Origin of the sequence: Pelagicoccus sp. SDUM812003 (assembly GCF_031127815.1) — a bacterium.
Taxonomy (GTDB): Bacteria; Verrucomicrobiota; Verrucomicrobiia; order Opitutales; family Opitutaceae; genus Pelagicoccus.
On record NZ_JARXHY010000001.1, the window covers coordinates 217,322 to 232,473 of the forward strand.

Genomic DNA, 15,152 nt, shown 5'->3' on the forward strand with positions numbered 1-15,152 from the left:
CCGCCGGGCGAGCCGCTCATATTCGAATTTTCGAACCGAAATGCTGCGCGCCGGGTGGTGACGCCCAGTCTCGAGACTAATTCGGGCGATGGTCTGAGACCTTTCCGCGGGCTTGCGAAGCTGGGGGATGCGCTGGCAAACTGAACCACGATGAGGGTGATTGAGTTGGCAAGTCGGGCGATCGCCGCTGTCTTTATTTTTCTGGTGCGCTTGTACCAGTGGTTCCTATCGCCGCTGAAGAACGCGCTCGTGGGACCTGGAGGCGGGTGCCGGTTTCGTCCCACTTGTTCCAGCTATGCCATCACCTGCTTGCGCACCCAGCCTCTAGGCAAGGCCCTTTATCTCTCGGCTTGGCGAATCCTGCGCTGCAACCCTTGGGGCGGCTCAGGCTACGATCCGGTGCCGAGTCGCATGAGCTACCGCGGGGATCGGGAAGCGAAATCGAACGTCGGCAGGAGCCTGAAGGATCTGCTGTAGGGAGCGGAGCGACGGGATTTGCGACGCTCCCGATCTTGGGATGTGGAGCAAGCGTTTTCAACGGTCCTACTCCACCACTCGAGGGACGGCGCCGCTAGAACGAGTTTCTCCACATCATGGATTCCATGGGGAGAGGACTGCGTTTGTTGTACTTCGCGGAGGCCTTCTTGTTGTAGAAGGTTTCCACATCGCCATCCACGCCAAAGTAGATGAGCTGTCCAATGGGCATGCCTGGATAGACGCGCACTGGCTGGGCGACTGAGATTTCAAGCGTCCAATGGTTGCAGAAACCGACGTCGCCTTTGCCAGCGGTGGCATGGATGTCGATCCCGAGGCGCCCGACGCTGCTTTTCCCTTCCAGGAAAGGCACGTGCTTATGGGTTTCGGTGTACTCGAGGGTGGAGCCGAGGTAGACGGTGCCGGGCCGCAGTACATAGCCATCCTCTGGCATTTCGAAGTGGGCGATCTTATTGTGCTGCCGGGCGTCGAGAATCTCGTCAGTATAGGTGGCGAGATGCTTGCTCAGGTGCACGTCGTAGCTGTTGGTGCCGAGGGCGGACCGGTCGAAAGGCTCGACGACGATATCGCCCGCTTCCATGGCTTGGAGGATCGCTTTGTCTGACAGAATCATGGGTATCGCTGATAGCTGTCGAGAAAACGCTCTCTACTGGCAACCCTAAATCGGCAGGTCCATGGGAGGGCGATCGTCGAGCGATCGACTGGAGCGATCGGACTTCAGGCTGGTGGAGAATTGGAAGAGATCGTTTCGCCGATCGAGGCGAGGCGTCACGCTGCCTGCGGCCCGGCTGCGGTACAGGTCGTTTATGTCGAGATCCGTCACCAGCAGCATTTCCACGTTGGAATCCGCTTCGGCCTGGATGCCGTCGCGGGCGAATTCGAAATCGCTGGGGCTGAAGACCGCCGCTCTACCGTAGTGGATATCCATCGCCGGCACGTTGGGCAGGTTGCCGATGATGCCAGCGGTGACCACGTAGACCTGATTTTCGATGGCCCGGGCCTGGCTGCAGTAGCGCACCCGCAGAAAGCCGTGTCGATCGTCCGTGCAGTAGGGCACGAAGATGATCTCGGCGCCTTGATCGGCCAGATGCCGAGCCGCCTCGGGGAATTCGGAATCGTAGCAGATCAGCACGCCGACCCTGGCTTTAGGGGTGGAGATGACGCGTAGGTCGTTTCCGCCGGAGATGCCCCAATACCGCTTTTCGGACGGGGTGATGTGAAGCTTGGGCTGCAAGGTGTTGCTGCCATCCGGGAAGAAGATCGGGCAAACGTTCTGCAAGGTGCCGTCGATCTCCATGGGATGGCTGCCCGCTACGATGTGCAGACCGTAGTCCTGAGCCAGTCTGCTCATCAGTTCCATGAACGGCTTGGTCATCTCCGAGAGTTTGCGAATGCCCTCTACCGAAGGAAGCTGGCGCAGCGGCTTTTGCGAGAGCAGCTGCACGGAAAAGAACTCCGGAAAGACCACGAAATCGGAGCGGTAGTCGGAGGCGGTTTCCACGAAGTACTCCACTTGCTCCGCGAAGGCGTTGAAGGAGTTGATGCCTCTCACCTGGTACTGCACGCAGGAGACGCGTACCTTGCGATCGTCCTTTTCGACGGGCTGGTAGTCTGGGTTGAGCCATTCGAGGAAAGTGGCATGATTGAGGCTTTTGGGATCTTGTATGTAGTTTTTCAGTACGCCTCTAACGATAAACCCTTCACGTAGTTGAAAACTGAGCACGAGGTCTTTGATGGCACCGTTTTCGACCTCTCGGATGTAAGCGTCTGGGGTGAGCTTGTCTTTGTGATCAGCGAAACCGTGAATGCGCCCGCCCGCGATGATGCGTCGCAGGTTTAGGCGTTTGCAAAGGTCGCGTCGCGCCTGGTAGAGCAGGTGTCCGATGCCTTTTCCTCGCGCCTCCGGATGCACGTAGACGTCCGCCCCGTAGAGGCTGTCACCCTCTGGGTTGTGATTGTGGAAAAAGCCGCCGTCGGTGATTCCGGCGTAAGTATGCTGTCGATACGCGTCCGCCCCTAGGTCGACGATCAAGCTGGATACGGCGCCGAGTATTTTTCCGTCTTCCTCAGCGACGAGCTGTCCTTGAGGAAAGAGTCGGAGGTGGTTGGAAAGCTGCGGAATGGTCCAGACGACGTTTTCCTCCGCCATGGCGGGAAAACAGATCTTGTTGAGCTCTACAAGGTAGGGAAGGTCGTCGTGGGTTGCTTCGCGAATGGATGCCATGCCTAGTACGATGCCCAGGCCGAGCTAATTGGCAAGATCGATGCGAGGGAAAGGGGACTGGGCTCCTGTCAGACGTAAGAGAAACGCAGTTCGTCCTTGGCCCTGGAAAGTTGGCTTTTCAGTTCGTCGATCGCGGCTTCCTGCTCGTTGACGCGGTGGCTTAGGTCGTGGCTTTGCTGCTTGAGGTCCGCCCCGTCCTCGAAGCTCGTCGAAATGCCTGCAGCATGGGCTTTGCGAGCTTGCAGCCACTTGGGCGCCAGAATGAGGGCGATCGAAAGTGGGATCAAGCCGCCTCCGATCAGAGCCACGTCGTAGGGGGCGGTGGCGAAGGCGCTGATCGCGAAGAATGCGGCGCTGAGCAGGGTGAGCGCCGCGATCAGAGGACCGCGTTTCCGATGGCTCACGCTTGATGCCGCGGAGTTTGTAGGCGTCTCTCGATTTTGGATACGCAATTGGGCGGAAGTTTCCTTCTGCTTGCGAACGAGGGCGTTGACCTCCGATTGCGCGGTTTCGAGCTTGGCTCCAAGCTCTACCATCCGCTGTTCGATTTCCTGCTTTCGCTTGCTCCAGAGAGCGTCCGCCTTTTTTGCGATTGCTCCCATGCCGAGATGCCCCATGCGAGTGGCCGTCTTTTGAAGGTGCTCTCGGATGCGTTCCGAAACGCGGTAGCGGTCCTGATTGCGGTTGAAGAATGTCGGGTTGTCCTTGATGAAGGAAAGCACCTTGTCGGACTGGTTGGCGAAGAGCTGATTCGAGAACGCTTCGTCGATCCAAAGCAGGCCGGAAAGGAGCAGGATCTTCGATCGCTTCGCCTTCGATGGCACGTTGTAGCGGAATTTTCCATACGCGTTCCACTCCGGTAGACGTGACGCGAACGCTTGATTGTCGAGAGTGGCACGAATGGCTGCCACTCTCACCCCGTAGGAGATCGTGATCGCTTTCCCTTCCGAGTTTCGTTCGATGGCGGATGCGGCGACTCGACTTATCCAAGCGAAAGTTTCGCTACCTTTCCCGGCCCCGAAAAGAGCGTCCAGCTCGTCTGGATACAGTCGGTCTGGGAGGCAGCAGAGGGCGAAGGTGGCGCGATCGTCGTTCGACATGCTGGAGAGGATCGCCTGGGCGGTCTTGCTCGAGTCGGGATTGTCTAGATCCCGTTTGCAGCGTGGAATCGCTTGCTGGAGCAGGCGAGGGTAGCCAAGGGTGATGACGCTAAGCGCCTTGCTGGTAGCGGGTTCGATGCCGGAGCGAACAGCGATTTCGTATGAATCGTCGTGGCTCATTGGATACAGCCTGAAGTCCGCGGTCAAGTTCGACCATTCGCCCCAGCTCTCGTGCGGGTAGGCGAGTTTGATCGGGTCTTGCGATTCCAAAAGGAAAACGAGGTTTCGACGGTAGGCTCCGCGCGTGGCGGCAGGCAGGACATAGTCGCGCAGCCAATCGATGATGGTGGCGGAAAGGGTGTCAACGTTTTCGATATAGAGGATGATCAGGTCAGTGCCTAGAGACTGAAGAGGGAGCGTGTCGAGAAACCCTTCCGCTTGGTTGTTGGCTTTGCTTTCGCCGAGGCCGACCGATACCTGCAAATCGTCTTTTACCGTTTCCGTGCGGCCGACCGATGCGGCGGCGGCCTGGTTGACGTAGGGCTTTTTGTTTTTCGCCACCGAAGAGCGTGTGATGAGTATCGAGTCATCGGATACGATCGGATTGACCTTCCCTTGCTGGACACGGTCGAGCTTTTCGGCGATGCTTTCCTCCTTGTTCGGTTCGGCGGGGTAGCGCACGGACTTCGAACAGGCTCGAATGAATTCGGGAATCGTATCGAGCTGGCCTTCTCGCGTTGGCTGGAGCCAAACGACTTTCGCCTTTGCCATCAGCTCGCTCTCGCGAAACTGGGAGATGAAGGTGCTTTTTCCGATGCCATCTTCTCCCCAGAGGTTGAAGATACGATTGCTGGAAGCTTCCACGCCGCGAATGGGCAACAGATCCGCGAAGGCCTGCAGTTCCAGCTTTCGGGGAAGAAAGTGGTCTTGGTCGGCGTTGGCGGATTTTTGCGGGTCGGCTTTCATGGCGTGGGCGAGGCCGGAGCGTTGCGAAGGCTAGCAGTCTCTAGTCTTTTACATCGGCCATAAACCGAAAAGTGTTAAATATTTGGTGAATATTGGCTTGTACGGCATCCTAAAGCGAGAAAATCGCGTCGCGGTACCGCATCATGAGCAGCTGCTCGGTCCATTGATCGAAGGGTGAGAGCTCGCTTCCGTCGAGGTATTCGCGGCAGAGCCACTCGATGTAGTGGCCTTTCGCTGCGTCGCAAAGGGGATAGCCGCCGCCGATGCGCGGGTTTATCTCGATGATTTCTATCGTTTCGGGACCTGGTTGATGAAAGGCTTGAATGTTGATGATCCCTCGGGCTTGAGGCAGCGAACGGGCAACGTTCCGGCAGAGTTCGATCAACGCCTCAATGCGCTCGGTGCGGGCTTGGACCACTTCGCCAGACTCGACAGCGAGCCGCCGATGAGGGATGGCGCAAAGCGCTTCTCCATGGCGATCGAGGTAGAGGTTGACGGTGTATTCGCTCCCGTGAGCGACGGGTTGCAGTATCCAGTCATCGGGTACGTCGCTCAGTTGGGCTTGGTTTTCTATGCGCTGGATGGTTGATGCGGCGCCGTCGCTCGGCTTGGCGATCAAGGGGAAGGCGAGGGCGATTGATTGAAGGTCGAGGCTTCGTTTGAGCCAGGTTTCTGGCGTGGGAGCTCCGATGCTTCGGAGGTGGCGAGCGGTTTCCAGCTTGTTGACGCACAGGGAGACGGTTTCGGGTGAAGAAACAGCGACCGCTGTGCCGTTGGCTTCCAGCTTCGGGCGTAGCTGCGCCAGCTTTGGCAGGTCCGCGTGTCGTGTTGGGATAACGAGGCCGATGCGGTTTCGAGAGCAGTAGTCCAGAAGGGTCGCTTCCCAGCGTGGGCTGCAGGAGGGGGGGAGCGCGGTGAAGTGGTCGGCGAAATGTCTGGAGGGCACGTTTTCTGCAACGTCGCTGGCGTGCAAGGCGATGCCGCGCTTGCCAGCGGCAGTTTTCGCTATGCGCGTGATGGCTGCCTTGCTGCCCGAGGAAAGAAGGAGCAGGCCGTTGCGGGGGGCGGTCATGATAAGGTGAATGGGAATCTCGCGGCGTTTCGGCAACAGATAATTCGCTCGAGTCGATCCGCGCCCAGGCAAAAAAAAGCGGCTCCCCGCGAAGGGAGCCACTTGAAAGCCTTGAATGGATTAAGAGGATTAACCCAACAGACGGAGAGCGACCTGGCTCGAGGCGTTTGCCTGAGAGAGCATGGAAGAACCAGCCTGTACCAAGATGTTGGCACGAGCGAGCTGAGTGGATTCTTCTGCTACGTCCACGTCGATGATGCGGCTGTTCGCAGCTTCGAGGTTCTGCTGGTTGACGCTCAGCATGTCCGAAGCGAACTGCAGACGGCTGCTCTGGGCGCCATTGGTGGCGCGGATAGTAGCAACATTCTGGAGAGCGCTGGTGATGCTGGACAGGTTGGTTGCGGTCAACGTGTCTGAACCACCGGTGAGCGCGGTACCCACAGAGTTCTCGAGGGCAGCCTGGCTGATGGATACTGACTTGCCGCCATCTTCAGTGATGCTCACTGAGAGGCTAGCGGCGGAACTCGCGTCCGTGAAGAGGGATACACCGTTGAACTTTTCGCCGGTGATGGCGTCGAGCTGGCCCTTGAGAGCCTGGAACTCGGTGTTGTAGTTCCCCTTGTCGGTGGAGTTCTTGGTGACGTCGTCAGCCAGAGTACGGAGCTCGGACATGCGGTCCAGAATCTTGGTAGCGGTGCCGAGGGCGCCGTCCTGAGTCTGGAGGAAGGACTGAGCGTTCGCGATGTTGTTGTTTACGGCAGCAGTACGCTTGATTGCCGCGGACATCTTCATCGAAACCGCGAGTCCACCAGCGTCGTCCGCTGGGTTAACGATCTTCGAACCGCTAGAGAGACGAGCAAGGCTGTTTTGCAGCATTGCGTTGCTCTTGTTGAGGTTATTCTTCGCAGCGATAGCCGATGCGTTTGTATTGATTACAACTGACATATTATATCATCCTTGATTTTTGCGGTGGCGTCCGTGCCGCCGCGCGTCCGATGAAAGCGTCGGACTTGCGCTTTTCTGCCGTGATGGCGGAAAGGGTGCGCTCGTGAGGTCACGGAGCGTTGGTGAAGTGTTTGCTGGTCATTACTACTCTTATGACGGACCGCGGGTGTGGCGGGTCCGATTGGTTGGTTTTTAGGTGTGGTGAAATGGGTTCGAGAGCGCGGTTGCGGTTTCTCTTTCTGGTCTACGGCTTGGTTGGTAGGCGGCGTCGAACGAGGTATCTTAGGCTTTTCGAGTTTTCCTTTGGGCTGGTTCGTGGGGGCTCTCAGAACGAGGCCAGGTGAACGCAGGAGGGTTGGCGTCTTTTATGGACGCGCCCGGTGAGGTAGATGAACGGCTCGAACACCTGCGGGGGGTCCGTCTGGGGTGGAGGTGTCATCTTGAGTGTTGTCAGGGACTGGGGCGCTTCCGTGCGCTTGCCGCCGACATACTGGGCATTCTCGTCCTTGATACTGCTCATCGTATAGGCTTTCGGTATTGGTCTGGGCGAAGGATTCGCTCCGCGAGAGTTATCGATCCGATTGTAGGGTTCGTGAGTTCTTTGAGCGCAATTGCTCAGCGAAGGCGTGTGGATCCTCTATCGAGGGCTCGCGTTCCGGATCGGGGCGGGGTACGTCTGTCCGAGTGATCTGGATACGCTACGCGTTCGCATGACGCACATGGCTCTGCTGCAGGTCGCATAGTCTGGCTCTCCATCGTGTCGAGCGGCGAGCTTGCGCCTCGGTCCGATTTGATGGGACGCGGCGGGCTAGCGCAGTGGAGCGATGGGGGAGCTCTCGCTTTCAGGCTGCTACGGTTTAGGCGCCCCGCCCGTCGGCGGGGAACCTATGTCGTAGTAGTAACTAACCTAAAAGTTTGAGAGCGACCTGGGTGGAGGAGTTAGCTTGGGCGAGCATGGACGATCCGGCTTGCACCAGGATGTTGTAGCGGGCCAGCTGGGTGGACTCCTCGGCGACGTCGACGTCGATGATGCGGCTGTTCGCGGCTTCCAAGTTCTCTCTGTTCACGGTGAGCATCTCGGATGCGAAGGAGAGACGGTTGGACTGGGCTCCATTCGAGGCTCGGAGAGACGCGATGTTCTGGATGGCGTTGGTGATGGTGCTGATGCCCATTGCCGTGACTGTCGTGCTGTCGTTGCCGATCAAGGTGGCCCCGATCTGGGTCGCCAGGTCTGGCTGGTCGATGCTCACGGTGTTGCCTGCCGAACCTTTTTCGGTAGTGGCGACCGCGAGGGATCCTGAGCCACCGTTGCCGAAGAGGGAGACTCCGTTGAACTTCTCGTCCACCAGAGCGGAGAGCTGCTTCTTGAGCTGCTGGAACTCGGTGTCGTAGTTGTCCTTGTCGGTCTGGTTCTTGGTGACGTCGTCGGAAAGAACCTTGAGCTCGGACATACGGTCCAGAACCTTGGTGGCGGTTTGGAACGCTCCGTCCTGTGTCTGTAGGAACGAGCGAGCGTTGGCGATGTTGTCGTTGACTGCTGCGGTACGCTTGATGGTAGCCGAGAGCTTCATCGAAACAGCGAGTCCGCCGGCATCGTCGGAAGGATTGACGATCTTGGATCCGCTGGAGAGGCGATTGAGACTGCGCTGGAGCATTGCATTGCTCGTAGCGAGGTTGTTAGACGCAGATATAGCTGCGCTATTGGTGTTAATTACTACTGACATTTTAACTTCCTTGTTTTTAGGTTTTTGCGACGTCCGTGTCGCGGTTGCGGTGTTAGGGTGTCCGCTTCACCTGTAACGTTTTGCGCTACGCCTTCTAGTATCGGCAACTCAGTGGCGACTTTAAGGGATTCTTTCGCAAAAGCGCGTTTTTTTGCTCAATCGCTGAGTGCGTGCGTTCACGCAAGGGTGAGTACCATTGCTCATTGTGTCGTTGCGGTTGGACTCTATTGGCGCAGCGTTTGCCGGAGAATGGACGATTCGCGAAGAGCAGATACGGAGGCGGCCCTTGAGAGGGCTCGCGGGTTGCAGGCAGAGGGACGCTTTGGGGAAGCGGCGAGCGTGTTGCGGGAAGCGGCGGAGAATGATCGGACTGACGGAGAGATCCTCCACCAGCTGGGCCTTTCGCTTTTTCAGGCGGGTCGAGCGGAGGAGGGGGTGAGGTGGTTGCGTCAAGCTCTGCAGCGGAATCCCGAGCATGCGGAAGCGCTCGCGAATACGGCGGTGGCTTTGAGAACGCTTGGACGCGACGTCGAAGCGTTGGAGATGTTGCAGCGGAGCGTGAGCTTGGCCCCGAACTTCGGTCCGGCCCAGTTCAACCTCGGGCAATGGCATTGCCAGGCGGGGAGGCTGAAGGAGGGAGAGCGGGCGCTGGCGCGGTCTGCGGAGCTTTTGCCGCGCGACGGACGCGTCTGGCGCAGTTGGGGCATTGCGGCGAGCTACCTTGGAGACTGGGAGGGGGCGGCCCAGCGGTTTCGCCAAGCGCTCTCGCTCGATGAAACGGATGCGGCGACGCATGCCGCTTTGGGTAAGGCGTACGGCGAGCTTGGCGAACTGGCCTCGGCCTACCAAGCCTATGAGAGCGCCCTGCGCTGGGGCGGCGATGAAATCGACTCTCGAATCGAGTTGGCTGGTCTGGCGATGGGGCTTGGTCGGCATAGCGCTGCGGCGGAGCATTTGCGTCGGCTGATTGAGCTCGGGGTGGCCGACGAGGCGGTTTATACGAATCTAGCGGTCACCTACCAAGCGCTCCAGCGATGGGGCCACGCGATGGAAGCGATCGATCAAGCGCTGGAGATCGCTCCTGAAAGCCCTCAAGCCTTGTGCGCGAAGGCGTCGCTTTGCTTGGCTCAGGGGCGCCCGAGCGACTGTGTGGAAAGCGCGCTGCTGGCGTTGCAGCAGGAGCCGGGCTTGGAGGCTGCTTGGAGCAATTTGGGGGCGGGCTATCTGGGCGTGAAGCAGTTTGACGAGGCCCGTCAGGCCTTTCAGGCGGCTCATGAAGTGAACCCCGATCGGGCGGAGCACCTTAATGGCCTGGGCTTGGCCTTGCGCGAACTGGAGCGCTTCGAAGAGATGGCTATATGCTTCAGACGGGCCTTGGAGCTGCAGCCGAACCAGGTTTCTTTTTTAGAGAACTACGCGGTGGGTCTCCTGAAAAGTGGCAAGCCGGTGGAGTCGGAACGCTTGCTGGTGCAGGCGATCGGCCTCGATGACCAGCGATCGTCGGCATGGGAGCAGCTTGGCAAAGCCCGTTACGAGCTCGGGCTCCACGAGGAGTCGAGGCAGGCCTACCTGCGCTCGTTCGAACTGGGGAATCGCGGCGTGGAGGCCAGGATGGCCTTCGCGGCTCGGCAGATCGCCAATGGATCCATCGACGAAGCGACGCTCCTCGCCTACCATCGGCAGGCGGCGGAGGCTTTGGAAGCCGGCATCGAGCCCAAGGCCCCGGACTTAAGCGACTCCATCGAGGGAGTGAAGGCTGGGGGAAAACTGCGCCTAGGCTTCGTGTCGGCTGATTTTCGGCGGCATTCGGTGGCGTTTTTTCTGCTGCCGCTATTTCAGCGATTGGATCGCGGCCGTTTCGAAGTGATCTGCTACAGCTGCGTTTCCGAGCCGGACCAGACCACGGCCCAGTTTCGGGACCTGGCCGACGCCTGGAGAGACATCAGCCAAGGCTCGGCGGACGAACTGACGAAGCTGGCCAGAGAGGATGCCATATCCATTTTGATCGATCTGTCCGGTTTCACCGCTGGAAATCGCTTGGTCGCGTTCGCTCGGCGGGCGGCGCCGGTTCAAGCGAGCTGGTTGGGCTATGCCCATGCCACCGGGCTTTCTGCGATGGACGCCAGACTGGTGGATCGTGATACGGACCCATGCGAGGGCGCGACCGCCTCGGAAGAGACGGCCTACCTGGAGGGGTGTTTTCTTTGCTACCAGCCGCCAGCGGAATTGCCCGATTCGGGAAGTCCGCCTCTTTTGGTTTCGAAATCGGCGACTTTCGGCTGCTTCAACAACTTCGCGAAGCTGGGAGAGGCAAGCATCGCGTTGTTCGCTCGGGTTTTGAAAGCCGCGCCCGGCTCGAGCCTGCTTCTGAAGAGCTTTTACCACGATGACGCGGCGACGGGAGAACACCTGCTGCGACGTTTCGAGCAGCATGGGGTAGAGGCAGAACGAGTGTCGCTGCTGCCGCCTCAACCGACCCTGGTGGAGCATTTGGAGCTGTATCGGCGGGTGGACGTGGCGCTCGATCCCACGCCTTACAATGGCACCACTACCACCTGCGAAGCCTTGGCCATGGGAGTGCCGGTGGTGAGTCTGACGGGTCGGCGGCATGCAGCCCGCGTGGGGCGGAGCCTGTTGCGCGCGGCGGGAGTGCCGCAATGGATCGCGGAGACCGAGTCCGACTACGTAGCGCTCGCTAGCGACCTGGCTTCCGATGCGAGCGCCTTGCTGGAATGGCGAAAGGCGTTGCCGTCTCGGTTGCGCAGGTCGACCCTCTGGGATGCGGAAGGGTTCGCCCGACGCATGGGGGATTGTTTTGAGCGGCTTTGGGAAACGGTTTCGGATCGGTCCGCTCGCTAGCTCGGCTTCGAGATTGCCATCGGCAGGCGGAGCGGGTTGAGTTTCCCGGTCTCATCCATCCCTCATCCATATTGACGGTTGTCTCATGAAAGAGAGCATAACGATTCGATCCATTTTCCTATCAACGGGCCACGATTTCAAGGGCCGGCACGGCCAGGAGCGTCTCAACCACGGCATCCAGTCGGTCGAGTCGGTGGACTGCGTTCAGGGCAAGGGTTTGAAGGGCGACCGGTACTTCGGCTTCGAGGAGGATTTCAAAGGGCAGATCAGTTTCATCTCCGCCGAGGACATTTCGGACATGGAGAGGGAGCTGGCGCTCACGGTCGAAGACCGCAGCGCCTTTCGGCGAAACGTGGTGGTGAGCGGGGTGGACTTGAATCAGCTTGTGGGGAAACGTTTCGAAGTGGGCGGAGTGGAGTTCGTGGGCACCGAGCAGTGCAAGCCCTGCTATTGGATGGACAAGGCGGTGGCCCCTGGAGCGTGCGCCGCTTTGAAGGACCGAGGCGGTCTGCGCTGTCGCATCCTTTCCTCCGGAACGCTTCGCCTCGGCGAGCACGACCTAAGCGTCCTAAGCTAGGGCTGGTATGTCGGAAGTCTATCTAGACGGGGAGAAGGTCGAGTTTCAGGGAGACGCTCCTGAAAGCTGCGCCGATGCGATTGCGCTGATCGAAAACTATCTCGGCGGCGTCGGTCGTGTCGTGGAGCGGGTGGAACTCGATGGAGTGGAGAGGGAGCTGCAGGATCTCGCCCAAGTCGTCAACTACGGCGTCTTGGCGTTTTTCACTCAATCGGCTCAGCAGCGTCTGGCCTCGCTTTGCGGTCAATGGAGCGAGGCGAGCTCGCGCATCGCGGAGGAAGCCGAGACCTTGGCGAGCGTGAGTCTCAGAGTGGAGTGGAAGGAGAGCCAGATGAAGGTGGTGGACTGTTTGGAACGGATGCGACCGATCATCGAAGGCGTGGAGGTGGCTCGAGGCTATGGAGAGGAAAGCCAAGCCGCATGGACGGAGGCTCTAGGCCAGGCGTTTCAGCGAGGGATCGACTCGATCAACGCCGTGGCCGACGCGGTCGAGTCCGGCGACAGCGTGCGTGTTTCCGACCAGCTTGCCAGTGAGGTCGCTCCCAGCTGGCTGACATTGGGTCGGTGCTTGCGAGAGGACGTGGCCCAAGTTCTAGACGGAAAGGAAGCCTCATGAGCCTTGGGATGCAGCGATTTCGGGAGCGACACATCCACCTCACGGATCGGGTGTCTGAGGCGACCGCCGATTCCGAGGAGCTCGCTCCTTGGAAAGCGCGTTGCTTGGATCCTGAGGCCCTGCTGGACCGCTGGATACGGGGCTTGAATCTTCAAGCGGACGCGGCCGTCGCGGTGAGTGGGGTAGGCGACGGTTCGCACCTCAGGAAGCTGCTGGAGATCCTGCCGGAAGGCGGCATGGTCTTTTGCGCCGAGGCGAATGCGCGGCGGTTCAACGCCTTTTTGGCGACGGATCTGGCGGCGGAGTTGATGACCGATCGTCGTTTGCTTTTCGGTGTCGGCGAGATCGACGATATGTTTTTCCGTACCTTGGCCTCCTTCGAGATCGTGAGCTATGCTAGCGCAGAGCCGTTGATCTTCGCTCCCCTTTACCAGGAGGACGAGGCGTTCTATGCCAGGTTTTTCCTGGAGTTCGCCCGCAACGTGGAGATGTGGCGCAAGATGTACGGGACCAACCTCTCGCAGTCGGGCTTCTGGCAGCGAAACACCTTTCTCAACCTGCGGCGCTTGATCGTTTCTCCGGATCCCATCGAATTCCAGGGCTGCTTCGAGGGACTGCCGTTGATCATGGCAGGCGCCGGGCCGTCCCTCGACGAATCGCTGGAGTTCATCAAATCGATGCAGGATCGCGCGGTCGTCGTGGCGGGAAACTCGTCGTTTCGGGCTCTGCGGCGAGCGGGCGTGGATCCGCATTTCGTGCTGGCGGCGGATCCGAACCCCTCCACCGACCTCGGGTTTCACGGGGCGGAGATTGGCCGCAGTCTGCTGCTGTGCCCGTTCATGGTGTATCCGGAGGTGCCCAAGCGTTTTGGGGATCGCATCTCGGCCTGGTCGTTTGGGAATCCGGTCGCCTCCTATCTGCGCAAGCAAAGCGGGCGTGATCGCGAAGCCTTCGTGACTGAGCAGGGCACCGTTTCCGCCTGCGCTTTCGATCTGGCGGTCATCCTCGGGTGTCGAACCGTATTTTTCGCTGGCCAGGATCTGGCGGCCCGTTCGGATGGGCAGATGCATGCCAGCGATTCCTTCTACGCGGATCAGGGATCGGACCGAACGACCTTGGAAGGCTGTCGCTGGCTTCCTGGGAACACCTTGGAGAAGGTGCCGGTGGAAGCGAAGCTGTTCGTCTATTTGAAAACCTTCGTGGAGCTAGCTCGCGCCTACTCGAAGGAGCTCAAGTTGAACGATGGCAAAGGCCTGACCTTGTACAACATCTCCCGACTGGGAGCGAAGGTGGAAGGCATGCCCTATCTGAGTTTGCGGGAAGCGTCCGAAGTCATGCAGCGCTTTCCGGCCGGAGGGTCGGAGAAGGCATGGAAGCAGGTGGAAGCCATACTGCTGCGCCATCGGGTCGGATGGGGCAAGATCGGTCGGACCTTGAGCGAGCTGCAGGACTATGTTTCTCGAACGCTGGAGCTGAGCTTGGAGGCGGCTATGGCCATCGAGCTGGAAAAGATCGACCTGGAGACTGCCAAGCAGCGAAAGCGCTCGCTGGAGGAAGCTACGACGGCTCGAGAGGATTTCCTGAAAATCCTCATGGAAGGGCAGCTGAAAAGGGAGCTGCATATCCACGAACGGGCGAAAGCGCTGATGACCCGTCTAGGGGCGGGCTCGGAGCTCGAGCAGCTCGGATCCTACTTTTGGGCTGTCGCGGAGGGGGCGTTCCACTTGGCGTCGTCGATCGAGATGAGTCGCCAAGACAGCCTAGCCGCTCAATGAAGCGGGACATTCTGGGCCTGGTGATGTGCGGGGGAGCGAGTCGTCGCATGGGCGAGGACAAGGCCCTGCTCGAGGCGCGTCCTGGCATCACGCAACTCGAATACGCCCTGCAGCTGCTGCGTCCCTTCTGTCGCCGGCTGGCGGTGAGCGTGGCGGCGGACGAAAGCTCCGCTCGTTTCGGCGGCAAGCTTGCGGACTCGGTGGAGATCGTGCAGGACGTCCCAGAGATTGGCGGGCCCATGGCTGGGGTAGTCGCTTCGCTGCGCCACCACAAGGGGTGGCCAGTCCTGGCCCTAGCCTGCGATATGCCTTTTCTCGAGCTCTCGCACCTCGTCCAGCTGCTGAACCGGCGTGATGCAAGCAAGTTGGCGACCGCTTTTGCAGGTCCGGATGGCGGGCCGGAACCGTTTTGCGCGATCTACGAGCCCGCGGCCCTTTTTCGCCTGGAAGCCTGGGCTCGAGACGGGAACTCGAGTTTGCGTCGCTTTCTGAGGGAGAATCCAGTGGAGCTGGTGGAGAGCGGAAGACCGATGGATCTGGCCAGCGTGAATGATCCCGAATCCCTAGCGGAAGCGCGGCGCAAGCTCGGTGGGAGCTGAGGGATTCTGTCCTTAAGGCGACCCGGCTAAACGCTTTTTTTAAGAATGGCCAGCCTCGGGGCCCAAGGGAGTGTAAAAAGCCCGCTATACTTACGTTGGTGGCCGTTTTTGGATAGAGGATTGTCTTTGGCTGATGAAGAAATGTGCCCATTCCCGGCGGATTTTCTAAAGGTATTCCGCAATCGACCGATAACCTCGAG

13 protein-coding genes are annotated in these 15,152 nt (G+C 59.6%); 6 read left to right on the forward strand and 7 right to left on the reverse strand.

The window, feature by feature from the left end; genetic code table 11:
• Window positions 1-150 precede the first annotated feature (150 nt).
• Window positions 151-477 carry a membrane protein insertion efficiency factor YidD gene (gene yidD / locus QEH54_RS00800; protein ID WP_309016705.1) on the forward strand — a complete coding sequence of 109 codons (327 nt, stop codon included), beginning with the start codon at window positions 151-153 and terminating at the stop codon, window positions 475-477.
• A 94-nt stretch (window positions 478-571) separates the two neighbouring features.
• Here the strand turns inward: yidD and dcd are convergent, their stop codons facing one another.
• The 7 genes from dcd to QEH54_RS00835 all read right to left on the reverse strand — a co-directional run bounded on the left by dcd (window position 572) and on the right by QEH54_RS00835 (window position 8,526).
• Window positions 572-1,108 carry a dCTP deaminase gene (gene dcd / locus QEH54_RS00805; protein ID WP_309016706.1) on the reverse strand — a complete coding sequence of 179 codons (537 nt, stop codon included), beginning with the start codon at window positions 1,106-1,108 and terminating at the stop codon, window positions 572-574.
• A gap of 45 nt (window positions 1,109-1,153) precedes the next feature.
• Window positions 1,154-2,719 (reverse strand): GNAT family N-acetyltransferase, encoded by a 1,566-nt coding sequence (locus QEH54_RS00810; RefSeq protein WP_309016707.1) that lies wholly within the window; start codon window positions 2,717-2,719, stop codon window positions 1,154-1,156.
• A gap of 68 nt (window positions 2,720-2,787) precedes the next feature.
• Window positions 2,788-4,785 (reverse strand): hypothetical protein, encoded by a 1,998-nt coding sequence (locus QEH54_RS00815; protein ID WP_309016708.1) that lies wholly within the window; start codon window positions 4,783-4,785, stop codon window positions 2,788-2,790.
• 109 nt (window positions 4,786-4,894) lie between these two features.
• Window positions 4,895-5,857, reverse strand: coding sequence for an ATP-grasp domain-containing protein (locus tag QEH54_RS00820; RefSeq protein WP_309016709.1), 963 nt, complete (start codon window positions 5,855-5,857; stop codon window positions 4,895-4,897).
• 129 nt (window positions 5,858-5,986) lie between these two features.
• Window positions 5,987-6,802 carry a flagellin gene (locus tag QEH54_RS00825; protein ID WP_309016710.1) on the reverse strand — a complete coding sequence of 272 codons (816 nt, stop codon included), beginning with the start codon at window positions 6,800-6,802 and terminating at the stop codon, window positions 5,987-5,989.
• 325 nt (window positions 6,803-7,127) lie between these two features.
• A complete protein-coding gene (locus QEH54_RS00830; protein WP_309016711.1) occupies window positions 7,128-7,322 on the reverse strand; it encodes a hypothetical protein in 195 nt (64 codons plus the stop codon).
• 382 nt (window positions 7,323-7,704) lie between these two features.
• On the reverse strand, window positions 7,705-8,526 hold the full coding sequence (locus QEH54_RS00835) for a flagellin (RefSeq protein ID WP_309016712.1): 822 nt from the start codon (window positions 8,524-8,526) through the stop codon (window positions 7,705-7,707).
• 249 nt (window positions 8,527-8,775) lie between these two features.
• Here QEH54_RS00835 and QEH54_RS00840 point away from each other — a divergent pair, with 249 nt between their 5' ends.
• The 5 genes from QEH54_RS00840 (at window position 8,776) to QEH54_RS00860 (ending at window position 14,952) form a co-directional block, all read left to right on the forward strand.
• Entirely contained in the window at window positions 8,776-11,385 is a 2,610-nt protein-coding gene (locus QEH54_RS00840; protein ID WP_309016713.1) for a tetratricopeptide repeat protein, read from the forward strand.
• A gap of 85 nt (window positions 11,386-11,470) precedes the next feature.
• Window positions 11,471-11,962, forward strand: coding sequence for an MOSC domain-containing protein (locus tag QEH54_RS00845; protein WP_309016714.1), 492 nt, complete (start codon window positions 11,471-11,473; stop codon window positions 11,960-11,962).
• Window positions 11,963-11,969: 7 nt separating this feature from the next.
• Entirely contained in the window at window positions 11,970-12,578 is a 609-nt protein-coding gene (locus tag QEH54_RS00850; RefSeq protein ID WP_309016715.1) for a hypothetical protein, read from the forward strand.
• On the forward strand, window positions 12,575-14,353 hold the full coding sequence (locus tag QEH54_RS00855) for a 6-hydroxymethylpterin diphosphokinase MptE-like protein (protein WP_309016716.1): 1,779 nt from the start codon (window positions 12,575-12,577) through the stop codon (window positions 14,351-14,353). Before QEH54_RS00850 ends, QEH54_RS00855 begins: the two co-directional genes overlap by 4 nt.
• Window positions 14,350-14,952: an NTP transferase domain-containing protein gene (locus QEH54_RS00860; protein ID WP_309016717.1), complete on the forward strand. Its 603-nt coding sequence runs from the start codon at window positions 14,350-14,352 to the stop codon at window positions 14,950-14,952. The genes QEH54_RS00855 and QEH54_RS00860 overlap by 4 nt, the downstream gene beginning before the upstream one ends.
• The last annotated feature ends 200 nt before the right edge of the window (window positions 14,953-15,152 follow it).

What these genes read in the sequence shown, in the direction of transcription:
- yidD (WP_309016705.1), top strand. Translation starts at nt 151, where the DNA reads ATGAGGGTGATTGAGTTGGCAAGTCGGGCGATCGCCGCTGTCTTTATT.
- dcd (WP_309016706.1), bottom strand. Translation starts at nt 1,108, where the DNA reads ATGATTCTGTCAGACAAAGCGATCCTCCAAGCCATGGAAGCGGGCGAT.
- QEH54_RS00810 (WP_309016707.1), bottom strand. Translation starts at nt 2,719, where the DNA reads ATGGCATCCATTCGCGAAGCAACCCACGACGACCTTCCCTACCTTGTA.
- QEH54_RS00815 (WP_309016708.1), bottom strand. Translation starts at nt 4,785, where the DNA reads ATGAAAGCCGACCCGCAAAAATCCGCCAACGCCGACCAAGACCACTTT.
- QEH54_RS00820 (WP_309016709.1), bottom strand. Translation starts at nt 5,857, where the DNA reads ATGACCGCCCCCCGCAACGGCCTGCTCCTTCTTTCCTCGGGCAGCAAG.
- QEH54_RS00825 (WP_309016710.1), bottom strand. Translation starts at nt 6,802, where the DNA reads ATGTCAGTTGTAATCAATACAAACGCATCGGCTATCGCTGCGAAGAAT.
- QEH54_RS00830 (WP_309016711.1), bottom strand. Translation starts at nt 7,322, where the DNA reads ATGAGCAGTATCAAGGACGAGAATGCCCAGTATGTCGGCGGCAAGCGC.
- QEH54_RS00835 (WP_309016712.1), bottom strand. Translation starts at nt 8,526, where the DNA reads ATGTCAGTAGTAATTAACACCAATAGCGCAGCTATATCTGCGTCTAAC.
- QEH54_RS00840 (WP_309016713.1), top strand. Translation starts at nt 8,776, where the DNA reads ATGGACGATTCGCGAAGAGCAGATACGGAGGCGGCCCTTGAGAGGGCT.
- QEH54_RS00845 (WP_309016714.1), top strand. Translation starts at nt 11,471, where the DNA reads ATGAAAGAGAGCATAACGATTCGATCCATTTTCCTATCAACGGGCCAC.
- QEH54_RS00850 (WP_309016715.1), top strand. Translation starts at nt 11,970, where the DNA reads ATGTCGGAAGTCTATCTAGACGGGGAGAAGGTCGAGTTTCAGGGAGAC.
- QEH54_RS00855 (WP_309016716.1), top strand. Translation starts at nt 12,575, where the DNA reads ATGAGCCTTGGGATGCAGCGATTTCGGGAGCGACACATCCACCTCACG.
- QEH54_RS00860 (WP_309016717.1), top strand. Translation starts at nt 14,350, where the DNA reads ATGAAGCGGGACATTCTGGGCCTGGTGATGTGCGGGGGAGCGAGTCGT.